The sequence below is a fragment of the Ktedonospora formicarum genome (genome assembly GCF_016587355.1).
Classification (GTDB): domain Bacteria; phylum Chloroflexota; class Ktedonobacteria; order Ktedonobacterales; family Ktedonobacteraceae; genus Ktedonobacter; species Ktedonobacter formicarum.
Map to the genome: position 1 here is coordinate 224,239 of NZ_BNJF01000009.1, position 19,834 is coordinate 244,072.

At 52.0% G+C, this 19,834-nt stretch carries 15 protein-coding genes; 6 read left to right on the forward strand and 9 right to left on the reverse strand.

Annotated features, from left to right (window positions below; genetic code table 11):
• Window positions 1–68: 68 nt before the first annotated feature.
• Window positions 69–527: a DUF6884 domain-containing protein gene (locus K3T82_RS44000; protein WP_220199788.1), complete on the forward strand. Its 459-nt coding sequence runs from the start codon at window positions 69–71 to the stop codon at window positions 525–527.
• Between the two features lie 1,046 nt (window positions 528–1,573).
• A complete protein-coding gene (gene fxsT / locus K3T82_RS44005) occupies window positions 1,574–4,408 on the forward strand; it encodes an FxSxx-COOH system tetratricopeptide repeat protein (RefSeq protein WP_220199789.1) in 2,835 nt (944 codons plus the stop codon).
• A gap of 252 nt (window positions 4,409–4,660) precedes the next feature.
• Here fxsT and K3T82_RS50740 read toward each other — a convergent pair.
• Together K3T82_RS50740 and K3T82_RS44015 are read right to left on the reverse strand one after the other, a co-directional pair.
• Window positions 4,661–5,874 (reverse strand): ISAzo13 family transposase gene (locus K3T82_RS50740; RefSeq protein ID WP_420799412.1). Its coding sequence is split into 2 segments (ribosomal slippage): window positions 4,661–5,403 and window positions 5,403–5,874, totalling 1,215 coding nucleotides; the frame shifts between segments, so codons are not numbered across the junction.
• Window positions 5,875–6,079: 205 nt separating this feature from the next.
• A complete protein-coding gene (locus tag K3T82_RS44015; RefSeq protein ID WP_220199790.1) occupies window positions 6,080–6,400 on the reverse strand; it encodes a hypothetical protein in 321 nt (106 codons plus the stop codon).
• A 112-nt stretch (window positions 6,401–6,512) separates the two neighbouring features.
• Here K3T82_RS44015 and K3T82_RS44020 point away from each other — a divergent pair, with 112 nt between their 5' ends.
• Window positions 6,513–7,355, forward strand: coding sequence for a helix-turn-helix transcriptional regulator (locus K3T82_RS44020; protein ID WP_220199791.1), 843 nt, complete (start codon window positions 6,513–6,515; stop codon window positions 7,353–7,355).
• A gap of 93 nt (window positions 7,356–7,448) precedes the next feature.
• Here K3T82_RS44020 and K3T82_RS44025 read toward each other — a convergent pair whose 3' ends face one another.
• The 7 genes from K3T82_RS44025 to K3T82_RS44055 all read right to left on the reverse strand — a co-directional run bounded on the left by K3T82_RS44025 (window position 7,449) and on the right by K3T82_RS44055 (window position 17,195).
• Entirely contained in the window at window positions 7,449–9,449 is a 2,001-nt protein-coding gene (locus tag K3T82_RS44025) for a hypothetical protein (RefSeq protein ID WP_220199792.1), read from the reverse strand.
• Window positions 9,449–12,547, reverse strand: coding sequence for an ATP-binding protein (locus K3T82_RS44030; protein ID WP_220199793.1), 3,099 nt, complete (start codon window positions 12,545–12,547; stop codon window positions 9,449–9,451). Before K3T82_RS44030 ends, K3T82_RS44025 begins: the two co-directional genes overlap by 1 nt.
• A 62-nt stretch (window positions 12,548–12,609) precedes the next feature.
• On the reverse strand, window positions 12,610–14,451 hold the full coding sequence (locus K3T82_RS44035) for a VirB4 family type IV secretion system protein (RefSeq protein ID WP_220199794.1): 1,842 nt from the start codon (window positions 14,449–14,451) through the stop codon (window positions 12,610–12,612).
• Complete coding sequence (locus tag K3T82_RS44040; RefSeq protein ID WP_220199795.1) at window positions 14,438–15,685, reverse strand: hypothetical protein; 1,248 nt, start codon at window positions 15,683–15,685, stop codon at window positions 14,438–14,440. Before K3T82_RS44040 ends, K3T82_RS44035 begins: the two co-directional genes overlap by 14 nt.
• 91 nt (window positions 15,686–15,776) lie before the next feature.
• Complete coding sequence (locus K3T82_RS44045; RefSeq protein WP_220199796.1) at window positions 15,777–16,037, reverse strand: hypothetical protein; 261 nt, start codon at window positions 16,035–16,037, stop codon at window positions 15,777–15,779.
• A 36-nt stretch (window positions 16,038–16,073) separates the two neighbouring features.
• The gene (locus K3T82_RS44050) at window positions 16,074–16,931 is read right to left on the reverse strand and encodes a conjugal transfer protein TrbL family protein (protein WP_220199797.1); all 858 of its coding nucleotides are present in this window, start codon (window positions 16,929–16,931) and stop codon (window positions 16,074–16,076) included.
• A gap of 60 nt (window positions 16,932–16,991) precedes the next feature.
• The gene (locus K3T82_RS44055; RefSeq protein ID WP_220199798.1) at window positions 16,992–17,195 is read right to left on the reverse strand and encodes a hypothetical protein; all 204 of its coding nucleotides are present in this window, start codon (window positions 17,193–17,195) and stop codon (window positions 16,992–16,994) included.
• Window positions 17,196–17,390: 195 nt separating this feature from the next.
• Between K3T82_RS44055 and K3T82_RS44060 the strand changes: the two genes are divergently transcribed.
• From K3T82_RS44060 to K3T82_RS44070, 3 genes are all read left to right on the forward strand, one after another.
• Window positions 17,391–18,428 carry an RNA-guided endonuclease InsQ/TnpB family protein gene (locus K3T82_RS44060; RefSeq protein WP_220199799.1) on the forward strand — a complete coding sequence of 346 codons (1,038 nt, stop codon included), beginning with the start codon at window positions 17,391–17,393 and terminating at the stop codon, window positions 18,426–18,428.
• Entirely contained in the window at window positions 18,331–18,531 is a 201-nt protein-coding gene (locus tag K3T82_RS50745; RefSeq protein WP_420799414.1) for a zinc ribbon domain-containing protein, read from the forward strand. Before K3T82_RS44060 ends, K3T82_RS50745 begins: the two co-directional genes overlap by 98 nt.
• A gap of 322 nt (window positions 18,532–18,853) precedes the next feature.
• The gene (locus K3T82_RS44070) at window positions 18,854–19,816 is read left to right on the forward strand and encodes an aldo/keto reductase (protein ID WP_220199801.1); all 963 of its coding nucleotides are present in this window, start codon (window positions 18,854–18,856) and stop codon (window positions 19,814–19,816) included.
• Window positions 19,817–19,834 lie beyond the last annotated feature (18 nt).

Consider the following 19,834-nt stretch of genomic DNA (forward strand, 5'->3'; position numbering starts at 1 on the left):
ACAATTGCATTGAAATCTACGAGTTTGATTAAGCAGTAAATATGTGTTTTGTGTTTGTGGGGCATTCTATGAAACGGTTAATGCTAATTAGCTGCTCTGGTAGTAAGAATCCTTCTTTAGGCCTGCTTCCTGCGATTGAACGCTATACTGGCGGAGTCTATTCAATCATTAAAAAGGCGAGGAGAGAAGGGTATTGGCAACGAGAGATAGATATTCTCATTGTTTCAGCTAAATATGGCCTGATTGCTGAAGATGATTTGATAGAAATATATGATCAAAAGATGGATAAAGTTCGTGCTCTTGAGCTACGAGGCGAAGTGAGTCAACGCCTGGATGATGTGTTAAAAAGAAAGAATTATAGTCTAATTTTTATGAATATGGGCAGTACTTATTTAATGAGTATTGGTGACTCGTTTGAAGTAGATCGTGCTCGTCGAACTGGCATCATTCGTGAAGCGAAGGGCGGGATAGGAAAGAAGTTAAGCCAAACAAAAGTTTGGATTAAGGCGCAGTATATGTTAGGTTAAACCAGATATGTATGCGAATATAAAGACAGGCCCGAAGTAGATTTGTATGACCTGCTTTGAGCTTGCTGAACATTTGATGGAGAGAGTTGAACCTCTTTTGATGGTTTTTTGACGTGGCTTTATAGGGGGCTTACAGCCTTTTTGAGCTTGAGGACATGTTATTTTGTCTAACTTGTTCGATGGGTGTTGAGCGGTTTTGCTCTATCACACCCAATATGCTAATATGCTCTGTATGCTTGACTTTTGCCTAAAAATTGGTTACACTTAAAATGTTGTTCGTAAAGGGCCATAAGTATGTGGCCCTTACTTTTTGCTTTTTGCAATCACATTCTCAGAAGAAGGTGATTGCAATTGAAGAGGCAGGCATACGAGCGCAGCTTCCTCTCTTCGATTGAGAGAATGAGCATGGAGAGTACTATGGCTCTTCCCGATTCATTTACGATGCTGCTCAGGATCGCTACGTCTGCCCGAATGAGCAGCCACTGCACCTCACGCTGATGGGATACAAAGTGGAGAAGGCAGATGCTGCCACTTTGTAGTGCCTGTCTCCTAAAGCGGCTGTGCACTCACAATTCCTCAGTTCGTCGGTCCATCGTTTCTTTCAAGCTCATTTTCTGGAACGATTGGAAGAGCATTATCAAACTGAGGTGTACAGAAAGCACTGCATAGGCAAAAAGTGTGGGTTGAACCTTTATTCGCAGAGGCCAAAGAGTGGCGTGTCATATAACGGTTCCGCTTGCGATAGCTCTGGAAAGTGAACTGTGAGGGTCTGGTGGTTGGCGGCAGGGCAAAATCTCAGGCGGTTGCTCAAAAGTGGGGATGGGGACGCAGAAGGGGGCCAACAGGAGAAATTATGGATCCCTTTTCGCTTTTTGGGTGATTTTACAACAAGCAAGGTGTAGCCAATTCGCTGTTTGCTTTTGATCTTTCTACTCGCCTATCTACTCGTTGAAAAACAAGATTTTTTCAATAGGCTGATTCGTTTTTGAGATTGATAGAATGTTTGCCTTTGCAATTGCGGACAATGAAGCAAGAAGGAAATGAACATGTCATTGTCTCACATGGCTGTTGAAGTTTTCATCTCCTGTGCTCAAAAGGATGAACGATACCTCCAGCAACTCAAAAATCACCTCAGTGTACTTGAGCGACAAGGGCTCATCTCAGTCTGGCATCATCATCTGATCCTTCCTGGCACAAATTCCGAGAAAGCTATTGATGAGCATATCAATACAGCCTCGATCATTATCCTCCTAATTAGCGCAGACTTTATTGCCTCTGACTACTGCTATAGTGTTGAAATGAAGCAGGCATTAAAGCGACATGGGACCAACACGGCACGAGTGATACCTGTTGTGGTGCGTCCTTGTAACTGGCAGGAATTGCCTATTGGTGGGCTGCAACCGTTACCCGCAAATGCACGTCCCATCAATCAATGGAAGTCTACTGATGATGCATGGCAACAAGTTGTTACGGGTTTGCGAGGTATAATCTACGATCTTTTGCTTCTCTCTACTAAACTTCCCTGGATGATCCCCTATCCTCACAATTCCTTCTTTCTTGGACGTGACGAGTTGCTTTCCCAAATTCACGCCCGGTTTCAGGGGATGATAATATCTCAGCCTCAAGCAATCAGCGGGCTAGGAGGTATTGGGAAAACCCAGATTGCAGTAGAATATGCCTATCGATTTCGCCAGGACTATCAGGAGATCCTGTGGGCACGTGCAGAAAGCACGGAGGCACTCATCTCTTCCTTCATTGCCATAGCCACGTTCTTGCAGTTACCAGAGCGAGAGGAAAAAGAGCAAGGTCTTATTGTACAGTCAGTCAAGACATGGTTGCAGACGCACCACGGCTGGCTACTCATTCTAGACAACGCTGATGAATTGTCACTATTACCTGAATTTTTGCCTCCATCCTTGGGAGGGCATCTGCTTTTGACAACAAGGGCAACGGCAGTAGGGTCATTGGCTCATCGACTAGAAATCGAGAACTTACTTCCCGAACAAGGAGCCTTATTTCTGTTGCGACGTGCCGCTCTCTTGGCTCCTGAGGCGCAACTATTGCAAGCCTCGCCTCAGGAGCGAGAACAGGCGTTGCAAATTAGCCAAGAATTGGGGGGACTGCCCCTGGCTCTAGCTCAAGCAGGAGCCTATTTAGAAGCAACGGCAATGCCGCTCTCCAGCTACCAGCAGATCTACCAGCAACATCGGGCCATAATGTTGCAAGAACGCAGAGGATTGGGAGTCGATCATCCAGAGTCAGTGACCACCACCTGGTCCTTGTCCTTCCATAAAGTGAAACAACGAAATCCTGCTGCGGCTGAACTACTACGGCTGTTCGCATATTTTTCCCCTGATGCCATTGCCGAAGAAATTCTGATGGGAGATGCATTACAGCTTGGACCAGTACTTGCTACAGTAGTCTCGGATCCATTGCTGTTCAATCAAGCTATCGAAGCCTTACGAGCCTATTCACTAATACGGCGAGATCCTAGAGAGAAAACATTTTCTATTCACCGGCTAGTCCAAGCAGTACTTCAGGACACGCTAGAAAAGGCTGAAAGGTGCTTGTGGGCAGAACGAGCTATGAGTGCGGTCAACCTGATATTTCCAGATGTAGAGCATGCTACCTGGTTGCAATGTGAGCGTGTGCTCTCGCACGCTTTGCTTTCAGCTAAACATATTGATGAGTATCAAATACAGAGTCCCCAAGCAGCACATTTACTCTATCGTACCGCATGGTATCTCAAGGAACGTGCACGTTATATAGAAGCAGAACCCTTATACAAACAAGCATTACAAATTGTGGAGCAGAAATTAGGCCGTGAACATCTTAATGTCGCCTATATCTTGAATGGTCTGGCGGAACTCTACCGAGAACGAGGAAGGTATGCCGAGGCAGAACCTTTATACCACCATGCATTGGAGATTATGGAACAACAATTGGGTCGTGAGCATCTTGATGTCGCTTATCCTTTGGTTAACCAGGCAAACCTTTATGTTGATCAGGGGAAGTATACTGATGCAGAGCGGTTGTACTGGCGTGCATTGCGAATTATAGAACGAGAATTAGAACCGGCGCATGCTCTGGTTGCCTATCCTCTGAACGGGCTCGCGACTCTCTATTATCAACAAAGCAAATATAGAGAAGCAGAAGAGTTATACAAGAAGACCCTGGAAATTAGAGAGCAGCAGTTGGGACCCGAGCATGCTCTGGTGACCTATTCTTTGTATGGTCTGGCAAACCTCTATCGAGAACTGGGTAAGTATGCCGAGGCAGAGCCCTTATATCAACGCGCTTCGTCGATTACTGAAAAGCAACTAGGACCTGAGCATCCCGAGGGAGCCTCTTCTTTGAACAACTTGGCAAACCTTCGTACCGATGAGGGCAGATATACAGAGGCGGAAACGTTATATCAACAAGCTTTGCGGATCAGAGAACAACAGTTGGGACTTGAACATCCTCTGGTCGCATATCCTTTAAATGGCTTAGCCAACCTTTACCGAGAGTTACACAAGTATGCCGAGGCGGAGGAATTATACAAGCGGGCCGTGAGGATTAGGGAACAGAAGTTAGGATCTGAGCATCATCTGATGGCCTACCCTTTGAATGGACTCGCGAAGGTCTATCATGAGCAGGGCAAGTATGCCGAGGCAGAGCCCTTATATCAGCGAGCCTTACAGCTCAGAGAACAGAAGTTGGGATTTGAGAATCCTCGCGCACAGCTTGTACGGAGCAATTATGTTTCTCTACTAACAGATATGGGGAAGCGTGAGGAAGCAGAGCAGGTGGCTATGGCACTTGTGGGGTCGAAAGCAACAGAGGCTCCATGTTCATCGCTACATCTCCACGGTTTGCAGAAGCAGTGGTATTCGACTTAGAGCAGCAACTTAATTCACGGCTTTATATGTAGAGCCAAATTAGCTTGACTATGCCATCTCGAAACTGTATCCTCCCCTACTGTGCAAATTTAAAGCAACGGTCTCGTCTATTTATTCTATTGCCACAATTAAGGCAATAGGAACAAAGCCCCAAGAGTGGCCAAGAGCCAGTCTATCAGGTACGTAACACTTCTAGCCTTTGTGTTGGTGGAGATGAGGGAGAGTTGAAAACATTAAGGGATTCTCTAAAAATTAATTATCCCACACAGAAGGGAGAACATACGGGATATCCACGAACCATTTTTTCAGGGAAGGCAATCGCTGGAGGTGAGCTTCAACCGCCTCCATTGCCTCTTTGGTCAGCTTCACTCCTGTCTGATAAGTAGTCGTCACCAATGTGACCACAGGATGGTTCCCTTTCCAGGTCATCGTGCTGGCATACTGGATTACCGCATCTACCGAGTCGAGCAAGGAGCCATTCCAATGCTGCTCCAAAATCCCCCAACACCGTTCGACCGGGTTGTATTTGCTATGATACGGCGGATAATATGCCAGACGGACGGTAATCTGATACCGCTCCACAAATTCCAGTAGACACTGCATAAACTGGGTGTGCCGGCTGTGATTCTCTGGACCATTGTCCAAATTGATGACGAGTGTTGTGATCTGGGAAAAGCGCTCTCTTGCTCTCTCCCACCAATCGATCAAACGATCTACCAGACAATCACTGGTTACTTTCGAGGTTACCCCATAGAAAAAGACCTCATCAAAGGAGGGCAAGAAAATACCTATGGGAGTCACGGCGGCCGTCGGCTGAAAATCATGGTCGGCGGCTTTGGTTGGGACGCGACTCTTGCCTCCCCGTGCAAAAGGACCAACCTTGACCGCCGCCTTCGCATCCATTGAGATCCGCAACATCTGTGGGTTCTCATCCGCCTCCTCGTTGATCTGTTTCAGTTTGTCGAAGATGGCATCGGTTTCGGGAAGTTTTTTTGGGGTTGCGTTTTCGCCACCTTTTTCGGGGAGTAGCCCAGTTCGTTGAGTTTGACGGAGATCGTCTCCGCTGTGGGTAATTCGTCGTCACAGTAGCCTTTTTGCGCAATCAACTGACGGCGTACTTCTGTTGCCGTCAGGCGCGTGTACAGACGGTTCGTGCGAAACTGTGGATCAGCTTGACTCTGCCCATCTACAAGAGCAATGATATCGTTCAATAAGTTGGGCAGATGCTCTTCACTCCGCTTGCGGCCTCGTGAGGTATATGCATCCAGACAGATAATCCCATGCTCCAGTTCGTGCTGACCTTTGCGGATCGTTCCACGATTCCATCCTAACTCCCGTTCTGCCAGTCGCTGACCTCCTTCTTTCAAGGCGCGTACCGTCCGAGCCATAAACAAGCGGCGTGCGTTCCCTTTCAGAGATTTTGCGGTTTCCACGAGCAACTCTTTCACATCCTTGACCAGTTCCATCCTTATGCCTCCCAGAGCTTTTTTGCTACAATATATCATCTCTAGAGCAATAGGGATCACGATACTATTTTTAGAACAATCTATGCTAACGGCAGCATATCGAAAAAATTGTCGCCATTCACTCTGCTCAGGCTTCCAAAACCTTTAGTGCGAGTTCGGCGATCACGCTTCACTCGTGAAGCGTGATCGCCGAAGCTGATAGCTATCAGCTGCTTTTTTGTCTAGGTAGGATATGTTTGTAAAATTCAGGATTGGCACGCCAAACACGTGCATGAAAGAGGTTAATGGTGAATACTCCAAGTGCCGCAAAGGTATACGCGAGGATCGGGTCGCCATGCTGCAGCCAGGTAAAATACCAGAAGATGCCTCCAATGAGAAATGCGCTCCATCCTTCGAGTAGATTGACCACAGCCGATTTTCCAAGAGGCGACGGGTGCTCCTGGCCAGTAATTCCTGTGATGAAATGAGGCAATCCGTTCCCCGCGTTGAGACCTGCCAAGAAAGCGAGAACAATGGTGATGAGCATATTCCTTCTTTCTCCTTTATAAGTTGTGATAAAATCCTACCAGTGTTTTTCTCCTAGAACCAGGAGTCAACATATTCTGGTATAAAAGCTACCAGGATAAGGGAGCAGAGCGATGAATGAGAAAGAACGACGCACAGAGTTGGCCCAGTTTTTGCGGACTCGTCGTGAGCGCATTTCCCCACAGCACGTCGGATTGCCGCCGGGAACACGTCGTAGAACCCCAGGGCTGCGCAGAGAGGAACTGGCGCTGTTAGCAGGCATCGGAGCAACCTGGTACACCTGGCTGGAACAAGGACGTGCGATTATCGTGTCAGGATCAGTATTGGAAAGCTTGGCTCGTGTTTTACAACTGGATGCAGATGAGCGAGCCCATCTCTTCATTCTCGCACGTCAACAACTGCCTGCGGACCCACTGCCCTTGACTCAGACCATTGATTCCGCTCTCCAGCTCATTCTTGATACGATGGGTATCTACCCCGCCTGGGTCTTGAGCCCTCGTTGGGATATCATTGCCTGGAATCAGGCCGCTTGCCGGGTGCTTGGTGATTTCGGCACAATGGCTTCCCGAAAGCGTCATATCCTCTGGCTGCTCTTTACTGATCCACGATACCGTGCAATGGCTGTGGATTGGGAACGGGAGGCCCAGCGCTTCCTTGCTCTCTTTCGCGCCAGTACCCAGCGCTATGTCGGAGAAGCTTGGCTGACTGAATTAATCCATGATCTGGAGCAGGTGAGTCCAGCATTTCGCGAGTGGTGGTCCCGTCATGATGTTCAAGGGGTTCAGGCTGAACACAAGCACCTGCTCCATCCTCTGGTGGGACTCCTGGTTCTGCAGGCAAAGACCTTCCAGGTTGCAGATCACCCAGATTTACAGATGATCATCTATACACCTGTCCCTGGAACGGATACGGCAGCCAAATTAGCGGTTCTCTCCGAACCTCTCTCGGCAGAGTAACCTCTCTTGACGCATCTTTCAAAGGGGTGCTCTCTATCATCTCTGGGATATTTTAGTTTTCGAGAGTCCCTAAAAGGTTTTTTTGACTCCCCTCTACGTTGAGTACAGCGACTTATATGCGAGAGTGAGTCCTTGTGCGAGGACCTCCTGCTCCAGAAGGACCACCACGCGTAGCGCGCTCCCGAGCTGGGTGAGCACCTGCTGAATTTTCTGGGCCGATTTTTGTGTAGGAGTAACGACGAGAATGAGGGGGAGCGCCTTTCCTGTGATGAGTTGGAAATCAAGATAGGCGTTGAATTTACGCTGGTACTCAAGTGTTCCGGTCGTGCCGCGATCATATTCGAGCAGCAGAGTGGTCCGCTGAGCCGTGGGGGATGGGGCGAACACGAGTTCGGCGTCTGGTCTCGCACGACCTGTGCCTTGCAGAAACATCTCTCTATACCAGCGTATAGAGGTCTGCGCGTTTTTCCATTCGTAGAGCATTTCTCCTCGCTCGTGTGTGCCTTTGAGGAGCTGGCGCATGAACCTGTAGAGGCTGCTGGTATGCCCTTTTTGACGGTCCAGGCCCGCTACCCCCCACTGTCTCCAGAGTTGTTCCTCATCACTCGTGCGGTTTTTGGGATGGACAACATAATACCTCAAAGGCTCTCCCTGGCGTACAGCCATATAGTGTAAGGCCGCTGATGTAAGCAGGTAGCGTTCTTGCTCTTGTGGGGGCATACTGGTGGTGGGCCAGAGCCGTGCATCGAGTAAGTGTTGCTTGAAAAGATGGGTGATATCGTGTTGGGTGGATTTGATCGCTTTAGGTACCCCATCAGGGCGTAGGAGGGTGTGCAAGGTCTGGAGGTCGAGCAGAGGATGATGGGCAACGAAGGCGAGCAGGCGTTTCTCCTGAGCGGTGAGTGCAAGGGTGAGTAATCCTGCTCCATACACGCTCTCCTGCGTTTTTCTTTGCCTGACGAAGAAGTGCTGTATCTGTTCTCTGTCAAGACGGGCGGCCTCATCTTGCAGTGATTCGCCCACATAGCGTGTCAGGTGCTCGTGTGCATGTGGAGGGGGAAGTGCCGCCTCTTTCAGGCGTATGGAAGAGAATGTGTGTTGTTGCGAGATGGATTCGGCAAGTGCTTCTGAGGCTGGTTCTCGTAGAAGCGCAGGGAAGGCGATTAGTGGGATGTGCGTGGGATTATTTGTATGTGCCAGAGTCGCAAGGTCGCGCCAGATAGCAGCATAGAGTCCATGCTCCATTGCCTCGCCTGTTGTCAGACCGCCTGCGAGCGGTCTGGTTGTGCGTTTGAGCGCACTCTCGGCAAGTAGCGATGCCCAGAGTGTGAGGCGATGCTCTGTGGTCACGATCAGGAGATGGGGCCAGCTTTGACGGTACAAAAGGCTCATTGCACGTAGATCAAGAAGTGAGCGAAGATCCGCCCCGATCTGTTTTTCTGCCCTGTGATGGGGGCCAGTATCCACGTGGACGAGGAACGCATAGGTTGCCCCGGCATGCTCAATGAGGAGGGCGGCGTCACTGCGCAGACGCTGGCGTCGCTCCCCAACGTGGAACATATGCGACCAGGGTTGTTGATAACTCACCAGGTGATCTCCATGGTCCTCTGCTTCAGCGATAAGCCGGGTGATCAGTTCGGCAAGCGTCAGGTGGATGTGTGGCTGGGAGAGACGCGCAAGAAGATCATCACGTTCGACGGGATAGGCTTTGGTCAGTCGGGCCAGGGTGAGAGGGGGAGTCGGGATGACGGTTGCACTGTAGAGATAGAGCCCCCAATCGGTGACATAGTAGCGGCGGTATCTCCCCTGCTCAGGCTCTTGAAGGACAATGGTATCAATCAACTTGAGCCTGGTCATTGCCCTGATCTGTTGAGCAAGCGTGTGTCTGGAGATGACTGCAACCGAACTTTGCCTGTGCGCTGAGAGGACACGGAAGAGTTCTTCCTGCGAGAGGAGTGAGAGCCAGATGAGCCAGGAGAGCAGGAAAAGGTGACGCTCGCTATACTCATGCTGTGCCAGGAAGGCTTCGAGATCTCTGCGGTAGAGCGGGGGCCAGATGTCCATTGGTTCCTTTGGAGTATCGTTTTGTTCCATCACTCGCCTCGCTCTCTTTCACTCCTCCATGATAGTGCTCCACCAGCGCTCCGCATCGGGAAACGAGGTTGAGAGGTATTTGGCTCTTGCTCAGGGTCGCTGGGGAGAAGCGGAAACGGTGGCGCAACGCCAACAGGCTCTTTGGCCTGCTTTTTGCGCTTGCTGCGTGGATGATTCCTCTTCCCATCGCCTGGCGTGTCGATGTGCTCTTCTTCCTGGTCCGGTGTCGTTGCTGCTCCTTTCCCAGATCCTCCTGCGAGGCTACTTCTTATCGATGCCGGGGTCCCATCATGTTCGCGGTTTTTTGGAAACTGGTCGGCTGGAGAAGATGTCTGCGCTTGTTGCCAATGTGGTGCCTGGGGCTGTTGCCGTATCACCTGGACATCTGCGGCGAGCTGTTCCGCATGCGCTCGCTGTTGCTTGCTGGTCTGCGCGGCTTTCAGGTCGCGGGCATCACGCTGTAATTTTTGAGCAAGTGGCGTGATATCCAAAAACTGGGCCAGATGGTCGGCATAGTGGCTGTCAATGTCAGCGGCTGATGTGTTCTGCTGCTGATGCTGCTGGCGTATTGTTGCAACTTGCTGTGCCTGCGACGGCGTATGGGCCCAGCTTGCAGGTGGCGTGAGCGTGACTGAGACAATTTGTACCGGATGCTTTGGGAGGCAGAGGCGCGCATAACTATGGAGCCTGGGCTGACTGAGAATATCCTTGGCTTCAATCACCCCACGGAATTCCTCTTCAAGGAGTTTGGCGTCGGCGGCAGAGACGTTAAAGGCAAACATGTTGTCGCAATTCGAAAAGACCATTTCGAGTAAGCCATCACGTATTTTGTTCAGCCGTTTGAGGTTTTGTGTTGCCAGCAGGAGCGAACAGCCAAACTTGGCATCCTCAGAGAGTAAGCGATCCCAGTCCCCTCCTGCAAGAGCATGAAATTCATCGGCGGCACATAAGACCTGTCGCCTCTGTGGTAATGGCACATCTTGCTGCACATGGAAGGCGCGGTGTAACAGGTTGATCAGAGTGCTCCCCAAAATATTGACTGAGGCATCATCCATATCGCGTGAGGAGAGGGCGCAGAGCACAATCTTGCCTTCAGTAATGGCGACATGTACAGGGGCTTTGGTGATGGGTTGCCCGACGATACGTCGCATCTGTTGATTATCATGAAAGACGCCAAGTTTACTCACAATGGGCATGATGACCTCATTGCGGAACGAACTTTGAGGGGGAAGCGCAAAGTAGACATTGACCCACCAGGCAAAGAGTTCCTGATGCCAGGTTTCACGCATATCAAGCTCTTGCAGGACCTGAATGGCGTAATCTCGATACTGAAGTAGTGGATTAATATCCAGTAAGGTATATTGCTGATCGGCCTTCCCATGGCGCACGCGTTGCTGGTTCAGCGTATAGAGGAGTAAACAGACGGCTTTGAGGAAATAGGCCATTCTTGGTCCCCAGAAGTCAGACCAGACCCGCTCAAAACTTGCCAGCAAGTTGGCCACCGCCTGATCTCGGGTAAAGCCCATGGTGGCATCAAGGGGATTGAGCGCCGGGACGGCGTCTGTATCGGTGAGATCCAAAAGCACCACGTCTTTGACGCGCTGAGCCGGGATGAGTTTGAGAAGGTCTTCTATCAGATCTTTATGGGGGTCAATCACAAACACGCCTGGCTGTAGCGTGTGATCCTGGACTTCCTGCATGGCTGCCTGGATAAGGAGCTGCATCAAGGTTGACTTCCCATAGCGGGAACGTGCCACCAGGAACTTGTGGCTAAAAAGCGTGGCATAGGGCAGATAGACAGGAACCGAATAGCCTCGATGTCTGGAATACCCGATAAAGGCCGGAGGAAGTGGGGCGCGTGCCTGCTCCATCTGTCGTGCTATTTCTGGTGATGCCAGGAGCTGCTTGAGAGAGACCCTTCGGACGAGGGGAAGATCCGTAAAGGCCTGGGGCAGATGAAAGGCTCCGGACAGCTCTAACCCATTCCAGATATCTGGACCTGGCACGCCCCCATACAGGACGCGAAGGAGTGGATGAGCATAGGGAAATGCCGTGTGTGGATGAACAAGCTGACGGGCGCGTGTCTGCTTTGTTTGGATGGAGCGTACGCGCTTGAGCGCGAGGCTATTTGCCGAAGGTACGGTAAACTGTCGATAGGCGACGGCAAGGCGCGTGATATGGCGTTGTAACTGCTCTTTGGTTGAGGTGCTTTGCTGCCCAATGGCAATGACGCGCAGGGAGGTGTAAAAGGCCTGGCGAGAGAGTTTTTCTGTAACCAGTTGCATATCATAGATCTCCTGGCGTGCATGTGTGCTCGTCCACCAGAGCAGTGCGATCCCCAGGACAAGAGCTGCCCCCAGGAGAAGAATGAGCTGGATCCAGGCCTGCGTGATGTAGCATCGATAGGCAAGCAGGGCTCCAAAGAGAGCCGCAACTAGCAGGAGGGTTTTCTGCATCTCGTTGGTGCCAGAGGAGGGCACACGTGCCCCGGTGAGTCGAGCATCACGCTCCCCTTGCAGTGGATGCTCGACCGATTTGCGGATATAGCGGTCAATCCAGTGCTCCGGTGCGCGTAGAAGCGCCAGTTGCGCAATCAGGCGTTGCCCAGAGCCAAGGGGTTCCATTGCTGCGAGAATACCTGCAAGTGGGTCTGCACCAGGCTCAAGAAGTTCCCTTCCGCTAAAGGTTTTGAGCGGCATCCAGGGCTTGTGGGTCATGGCAAATTCCCCAATCACTGCATGCTCCCCTTCGCGCAGAAGCAGGGGATCAGCTTCCGGCGCGATCCGCGAGAGGTCTGCCTGTGGATACTGTGCCGAGAATTGTTTGCTGAGCAGAAGGAGCTGTTCGGCAGAGGAGGCCCGCAGGACAAAGCCTTGCTCTCTGCGAGTCCCAACGAGCTCTACTGCAAAGGGCTCGTCAGAGGCACAGGCCTGAAAAAAGTTTTCCATGGCCGATGCCTGGCGCTCCTCCTCATCGCTGGGTGTAATGAGGAGGAGGTATTGTGCCCCCAGTGGCGGTGTCACGAGCTCGCCGTCTGGTGCCACGTGCGTTTGCTCGGTGCGTTGGTCTCTTGATGAAAGCGCGGCTGTGTGTTCCATCGGTGTCCCCCCTTCCTTGCTCATCGAGAATGGACGCATTTCATGGTTGTACGAGGAGGACTTCAAGCCCTTCCTGGGTGCTGCTCATGTGCCTTGCGCCTCATCGCTCGTCGTTCGACCGGGTCGGTGGTAAATATGGCCTGGTAGACAGGATTGGACCATATGGTCATGGGGGCGTATTCGTTGCCAATGCGTAAGACGCACTGACCCGGGATCCCCTCGAGCAGGATGCGCTCTAATTCTTCTGGGAGGTGCAATTTCTCGACGGCTGTGCGCTGCATACCCATATAAAAGACCGTTCCTGCATTGGCGAGCACAACCTGCCCTGCCTCCAAAAAGTCCTGTGGATGTTGACTCAGGGTGATCTGCGCAATCCCCAGTTTTCGAAAGCCTCGGCTGCCACTTTCTAGATAGCGTCGCCCGGCTGGATGCTTCAGGAGATACGATGCCTCTTCGACGATGTAGGCAAGATATCGGTCGTCCTGGCGCAGGGCTCGATGCCGGGTGAGAAAGTTCTGTACGACGTAGGTCATGAGCGCAAACCATTTAGGATGGAGCTCTTTAATCGAGAAAATGGTCAGCGGCGTTTCCAGTGAGATGCTGGTTTGTCCACCCTGAAAGAGGTAGGATGCTTTTTCTAAGCGTTCGAGCAGTGATTGCCGCATGCTTTCCGATGAGGCTGGGATGCTGCGCATCATTGCGATGAAATCAGCAAGGGTGGGGGCTGGGAAGAGAGCCGTCTCCGGGTGGCGTCGAAGGGCGTCATGGGTGATGCCTTTGTCTGCATAGGTTGCCCGTGCGATTGCCATCAGGTAAGCTTCCTCGCTCCTGGTAAGAGGGGTATCCTCTTCTGCTACCAGAAGGGTGAGGCCAGTCATGAGCGAGTTATCGAAAAATTCCGCGAGCATGTCCGCTGGATCATCTGGATCAATAGCCCCAGGCCCAAAGGGAAGATCAAAGAGGTTGATCGGGCAACTGCGTGCCAGGTTATAGCGCTGACTTTCTCCATGGAGGGCATCATGGAGGGCAAGATAATCATCGTCCTTATCAAGGACCACAACATCAGCAAGTCCCAGCCCAAGAAAGCCGGTTGCAATGGTCAGGCCAACCCAGGTCTTTCCCTGGCCCGTGTCTCCAATGACGACGATATGGGGATTGCCAACTTTTTTGCGAGAGGACCACGGGTTGAGATAGACTGGCTGATGGGCCATGCCACTGCCTGTATAGCCAAGAAACAGGCCCGTGGGAGTGCCAACCACTCCGCGTGTGCCGGGAAGCATTGTCGAGAGCACATCGCTGGTGAGCTTGACCCAGTGTTGTAAACGATCGACGCCAACAGGCAAACAACTCTGCCAGGCAAGATCTTGTTGGTGAAGCGCGGGCCGTGCCTGCAGTTGCATCTCCCGTAGATGGGAAAGCACATAGCGCGAGCGTTGCTCTAGCCGTTCACGACTTCCGGCATGAACGCCGATAGTCATGGAGACATCAAAAATTTTCATTTGTCTGGACGCCAGGGCACGTGTTACCTGGCGAATCTGGTCTGCTTCCAGGTGCTGATCAACAGTGGTAATGCGCAGTGTTTTCTGATCTGAGAGGCGTTTGCTTTCGAGTTTGGTGAGTGCATGCTCAAGTTTGAGAATCATGGCGCGGCTATCGTTGGGTTCAAGATGGGTCGAGACAAGAAGTGGAATGCCCAGATCAAGAAGGTTGTTGACCCACCCGCAGAGGAGGTGATGTCCATAGCCAGTGATGGTGACCTGCTGGAGATAGCGGGTATGCCGCCCTGCCTGGATTTCCAGGATCTCTGGATGCAGGGTCACACTCGTTGGGGCAAGCAGATCGGCGGCGGCAAGCGTGCCTGCTTCGAGCCGTGTCTGGGCGTGTTGGCTGCTATAGTAAAACATCCCATGCACCCCCTGGAGTCGTTTGGGAAAGCGGTGTTGGGTTGTAGTGTTCTGTACGGCCTGCTGTGTTGAGCGAGAGTCTTTTGGTGATGATGCATTTTGCAGTTTCGCCGAGGGGTGGAGGTAATCGACGATGACACGCGATCTCTTGCTTGCGGTTCATGTCTTTCCGAGGTGTGCGGGGGGATTGACTGTTGCTGCTGTGTGGGCGTGGTCTCGACGAGTTCTGGCATAAAGGTGGGCTCTGGACTGCCAGGTGCCAGACAGCGCGCAAAGAGCTGCAAGAGTTCCTGGTCTTCAAGGGCCAGATGCGCATATCCAGGTGCTGAATCGCTTTGCGTACAATGGAGGCGCGAATGCGCAGCTGGTCGAGTACCTGGGTCCGTGTTACCTGGGGCGTTTTTCGAAAGAGCAGGAGGCGTGAGATGGCGGAAAGAATGGAACGCGATGTCTCATCTGGCGTGTGCCATGCCATCTCTGCACTTGAGGCGGAAAGAATGAGAAAGTGCCGTGTACGAGTGCAGGTGCGCATGTGCTGCTCCTGAGCGTGTACGCTTGCGCGTTGAAGCGCCTGCAGATGAGGGGTCCCTGAGAGTTGTGGCAGGGCTTCCTTCTGTACAAGGAGTGCAGGCGCAGTCACTGGATCAATGTGCTCGGTCTGCGAGAGCAGGTGGAGATGAAACTCCAGGCCTGTGAGAAATCCTTCAAAGCGACGAAACACTCGGAGTTGCTCGTTCTCGGGAAGCAGGCAGATATTTTTCCCCTCAACCTCATAAGCCATCCAGTAACGCACCACAGTGGTCTTCTTGTGCTGGATGCTCTGCTCTGCGATGCCGTTGTGGATCGTATCCAGCGGAATCCAGGTGGCTTGTACAGAGGGAACTGGTTCTTCGTGTGAAGCTGGGTTTTCGATGTGTTGTGATTGCCAGGTGGTGCGCCTGGGAAGCATCTTTGCGCGTAGCAGGACATAGAGCCAGTAGCCAATTGACATACCCTGGACCCGTCCATGCACCAGAACTATGGTGGAAAGCGTGATCAACGCACAGACAATGAGATGGGGAAGCAAGGGGAGTGAGCCAGTCAGCGAAAAACTGCCGGTGAGCGCACCCAGATCCGTGAGCAATTGTTGCAGGCTCATCCCAAAAATCTTCTCTTCAAAGGTGAAAAGGTGTCCAGGGACCTCTTTGACAAGCGGACTGGTCTCAAAGATTGACCTCTGTGATGCTTCTGACATGAATGTGATGCTCCTCTTGTGTGAAGAGGATGGCCGATTGCGCTCTGCCACCCTCTCTGTAATGCTCCAGATTTTATGAATCCACTGGCGCTCAAGGGTGAAGTGCACTTCCAAGCTGTTGTCCAAAGGAAATGAGAGCCCCTGCCGCTGCGATAAGTGCCGCGCATAGAAACACCTTGCGTAAGTTTTCCCAGCGCTTTTGGTGTGCGACGACATTGGTATCATTCTCAAACATGATGATGATGACATAGACCACAATCATAAGGCCGGCAATAGTCAGCCCAATGACGGCGGCATCCTTTTGCAGATTGCCCAAAATGCCATTGAGCGACTTGAGTGTTCCATAATTCATCGGGTAAACCTCCTTTTCGATGATGGGTTTGAAAGCTTAGACTGAGAGTAATCTGGCACCGACCACAATGGTACCGATCATTTGCCCGATTCCCTGCCCACTTTGCACAGGCATCGCCGAAAAGCGTGCGAGCAAAGACGGGATCTTGGTGACCAGAAACAGCATGGCAATAGCCAGGAGCAGACTATCAAAACCGTTTTGCCCAAAACTTGCCAGGAGTGCGAGCCCCAGGGCAAAGGCCAGAAACTGGACAAACTGCGTAAATGTCACGACCAGAAACAGGCGTGCCCAAAAGGTGAAGACAGACGAGGTATGTGGTAAAAACGAGAATAAGATGGCTATGGGGCTCAGGACGAATAGCAGATTCCAGAGTACCAGTCGATCGAAGGCTTCAAAGAGTAAGCGGAAGAGAAGCACGTTGAGGAGAATAAGGATCCCAAGGTACAGCAGCAAACTTTGCCCCTGGGTGATCCTGGCACCATTGTTGATCGTCTGAAAAAATCGATCCAGGTTGGCATTTACTGATCCGCACAAGACGTTATTCAATTGAAGGACCATACGACAGAAGAAGTAACTTAGATTCAGCATCAGAGCGGTCGTAATGATCTTTGGAACAAATTGGCTGAGCGGAATCGTGAGCGTTCCTGTGCTATTGGAAATCATGATCTGTATAGCTCCCACAATGATGAAGAGCGCAAAGAAGGCATCGGCAACTGCGAGCATCGTGCCCCATGCCCCAATAACAACCGGATTGCCAGCCGTCAAGTTTTCCGGCGTGCTCTTCAGGTAGGTGATGAGCAGCGGCTCCAATGGCCCAAGTGTGCTAGTCCCGAAAAGGCTGTTGGGCGACGTGAAAATCTTTTGCAGCAGATCCCAGAATGCAATAGGGTCCATGAAATTTCCTCTCCGCTGTATGTCTACCGATTCGTTGCTAATGCAAATCATTTGCTCTTGTCAATGACAGATGGTTCCTTCTGCCGTGAAAGCTTCGATGCTGAGCATAGCAGTCGTATGCTGGTAGCATTGGGGGAGAAGATGGAGAGCAGACCCTTCTGAGCGTGGGGAGGGAGCGATGGGTAGGATGTGAGTGAGATGGTGTTGAACGAGGTGGAAGGCATGGGCCTTATCAACGGCGTGACTGGCCTTCAATGTTGTCAAAATCAATACACCCATCATCAGATGGGTGCGGCAAGTTTTTTCGTCGAGCTCATCCAGGACAGTGGAGGGGTAATAATTCGTTTTTATTTCTTTAGATAGGTGTAGGCAAATAGTGACATCTCTTCCTCTTGCCAAAGCTGTGTTTTTCTGGTATCTTTGTTCTACTTACGACACAGAGGGAGGAAGCGCAACCGGATGATCCGTGGGTATCGGGGCGAACTTGACCTCAATAATCGGCAAAAGACGCTCTGCCGTAAACATGCTGGAGCCGCTCGCTGGGCGTATAATTATGGTCTTCGCCGCAAACAAGAGGCCTACAAAGCTGGGCAGAAAACGCCCACCGCCATCGATCTGCATCGCGAGATCAATGCTCTCAAGCCCTCTGAGCCTTGGATGCGCGAGGTCAGCAAGTGCGCCTTCCAAGAGGCTTTGCGTGACCTGGATGCCGCCTTCAAGCACTTCTTTCGCAAGTGCCGGCTCAAAAAGGGGGGTGCATGGAAAGGCTCGTGTGGCTATCCCCGCTTCAAAAGCCGGAAGAAAGCCATCGGTGGTGCCCGCTTCACCGGGAGCATTCGGGTGTCTGCGGGTGCCATCCAATTGCCTCGTTTGGGAATGCTCCGACTCAAAGAGCACGGCTATTTCCCTCTGGATGGCAAGATCAGCAGTGCGACCATCCGTGAGCAAGCAGGCAGGTGGTATGTCTCGATCTGTGTGCACGAGCAAGCAGGGGAAGCGAAAGACCCCCAGCCAGCCACAGGTGACGTGATTGGGGTTGACTTAGGGATCAAGCGGCTGGCGACCCTCTCTGATGGACGCACCTTCGAGAATCCCAAGGTACTGCGCAAGAAACTCACGATGTTAAAACGCCTCTCGCGGCGCCAGAGTCGCAAGGCCAAAGGATCACGCAATCGCCAGAAAGCCAAGCTGCGCCTCTCACGGATGCACGCTCGGATCGCCAACGTGCGCCAAGACGCTTTGCACCAAGCAACCGCCCAGATCGTGGCGAGAACCCGCGCCCGATCAAGAGCGGCCGCGTGTGATCGTCTTAGAGGATTTGCATATTGCAGGCATGCTCAAGAACCGCAGGCTGGCTCGAGCGATTGCCGATGTGGGCATGTACGAGTTCAAGCGGCAGATGCTCTACAAAGCCGAACAGGTAGGGGTGCAGGTGCTGCTGGCCTCGCGCTGGGAACCCTCCTCAAAAACCTGTTCGTGGTGTGGCTGGATCAATGAATCGCTCACCCTTTCAGATCGAGTCTTTGTCTGCCTGGAGTGTGGAAGCGTGCAAGACCGAGATGCCAATGCCGCCAACAATCTCGCGGCGTTGGCACAATGAACGTGGCGTACCGCAAGTTCTGCGGGAAGTGACGCCTGTGGAGCAGGTGTAAGACAAGCGAAAAGCTTGCAATCTGCGTTGTACCCCCTCGAGGGTTGAAGCAGGAACCGAACACGAAATGTGGACTGTCCATGTTTGGGTAAGTTTCGGAGAACGGTAATAGAGACCCTCCCGTTTGGGATGTTTGGTAAAACCACTGGCAACACACTCCATCGCGCAAATCCTTCTTCCGGTGGATGTGGACAAACGTTTCATGGGATACAGTATCCCTACGTGCCTGGAACCTGCCCAGGCATAACTTCTTCTTATCAGGAGTATACCCATGAAACAGATCTCTCTCGGACAAACCAGCTTAGATGTCAGCGCTTTCTGCCTGGGCTGTATGTTCTTTGGCACATTGACGACCCAGGAAATGGCCTATCAACTGGCAGATCGCTATTTTGAGGCTGAAGGACGCTTTTTCGATACCGCGAACAATTATGCCTTCTGGATCAACGGTGCGACTGGCGATGAAAGCGAAACGGTCCTGGGGCGCTGGCTCAAGAGCCGTAAGAACCGGGATCAGATCATTCTGGCAACCAAAGTCGGAGCCCGACCTACCCAGCCTGGTGGAGGCAGAGAAAGCTGGGAAGGACTTTCTGCTCGCGCCATTGAGCGAGCTGCCGAAGGCAGTTTAACTCGTCTGGGGACTGACTACCTTGATCTCTATTACGCACACATCGACGATCGGCAAGCCTCTTTGGAGGAAACGCTTACCGCCTTTGACCGTCTCATCACCGCCGGAAAAGTTCGTGCCATTGGCTGTAGCAATATGATGACATGGCGCATTGAGCAGGCCCGCAGCCTCAGCCACTTGCATGGTTGGGCCACCTATTGTTGTGTACAGCAGCGCTATAGCTACCTGCAACCCAGAGCAGGAGCGACGTTTGAGACCCAACTTGCGGCCTCCCAGGAATTGCTGGATTATTGCCAGGAGCATGAGGATATTTCACTGCTTGCCTACTCCCCGCTCCTCTCTGGGGCATACACTCGCCAGGATATCACGTTGCCACCACAATATCACTCAAGTGAAACTGAGGCTCGACTGAGAGCACTGGCAACTGTGGCAGCTGAAACCGGTGTCACGCCCAATCAGGTCGTCTTAGCCTGGCTTCTCCAGAGTACGCCCGCTGTCATTCCCGTGATCGCCGCCAGCAACCCAACACAACTGGACGAGAACCTCGGGGCAGTGCACGTTCATCTGACAGGAGAACACATGCTCAGGTTGAATAACCCTGACCTGTAGGCCTGGCACTATGTGAGC

Bases quoted from the DNA above. Each gene is read 5' to 3' on its own strand.
- K3T82_RS44000 (WP_220199788.1), top strand. From the start codon at position 69: ATGAAACGGTTAATGCTAATTAGCTGCTCTGGTAGTAAGAATCCTTCT.
- fxsT (WP_220199789.1), top strand. From the start codon at position 1,574: ATGTCATTGTCTCACATGGCTGTTGAAGTTTTCATCTCCTGTGCTCAA.
- K3T82_RS44015 (WP_220199790.1), bottom strand. From the start codon at position 6,400: ATGCTCATCACCATTGTTCTCGCTTTCTTGGCAGGTCTCAACGCGGGG.
- K3T82_RS44020 (WP_220199791.1), top strand. From the start codon at position 6,513: ATGAATGAGAAAGAACGACGCACAGAGTTGGCCCAGTTTTTGCGGACT.
- K3T82_RS44025 (WP_220199792.1), bottom strand. From the start codon at position 9,449: ATGGAACAAAACGATACTCCAAAGGAACCAATGGACATCTGGCCCCCG.
- K3T82_RS44030 (WP_220199793.1), bottom strand. From the start codon at position 12,547: ATGGAACACACAGCCGCGCTTTCATCAAGAGACCAACGCACCGAGCAA.
- K3T82_RS44035 (WP_220199794.1), bottom strand. From the start codon at position 14,451: ATGTTTTACTATAGCAGCCAACACGCCCAGACACGGCTCGAAGCAGGC.
- K3T82_RS44040 (WP_220199795.1), bottom strand. From the start codon at position 15,685: ATGTCAGAAGCATCACAGAGGTCAATCTTTGAGACCAGTCCGCTTGTC.
- K3T82_RS44045 (WP_220199796.1), bottom strand. From the start codon at position 16,037: ATGAATTATGGAACACTCAAGTCGCTCAATGGCATTTTGGGCAATCTG.
- K3T82_RS44050 (WP_220199797.1), bottom strand. From the start codon at position 16,931: ATGGACCCTATTGCATTCTGGGATCTGCTGCAAAAGATTTTCACGTCG.
- K3T82_RS44060 (WP_220199799.1), top strand. From the start codon at position 17,391: ATGATCCGTGGGTATCGGGGCGAACTTGACCTCAATAATCGGCAAAAG.
- K3T82_RS50745 (WP_420799414.1), top strand. From the start codon at position 18,331: ATGCTCTACAAAGCCGAACAGGTAGGGGTGCAGGTGCTGCTGGCCTCG.
- K3T82_RS44070 (WP_220199801.1), top strand. From the start codon at position 18,854: ATGAAACAGATCTCTCTCGGACAAACCAGCTTAGATGTCAGCGCTTTC.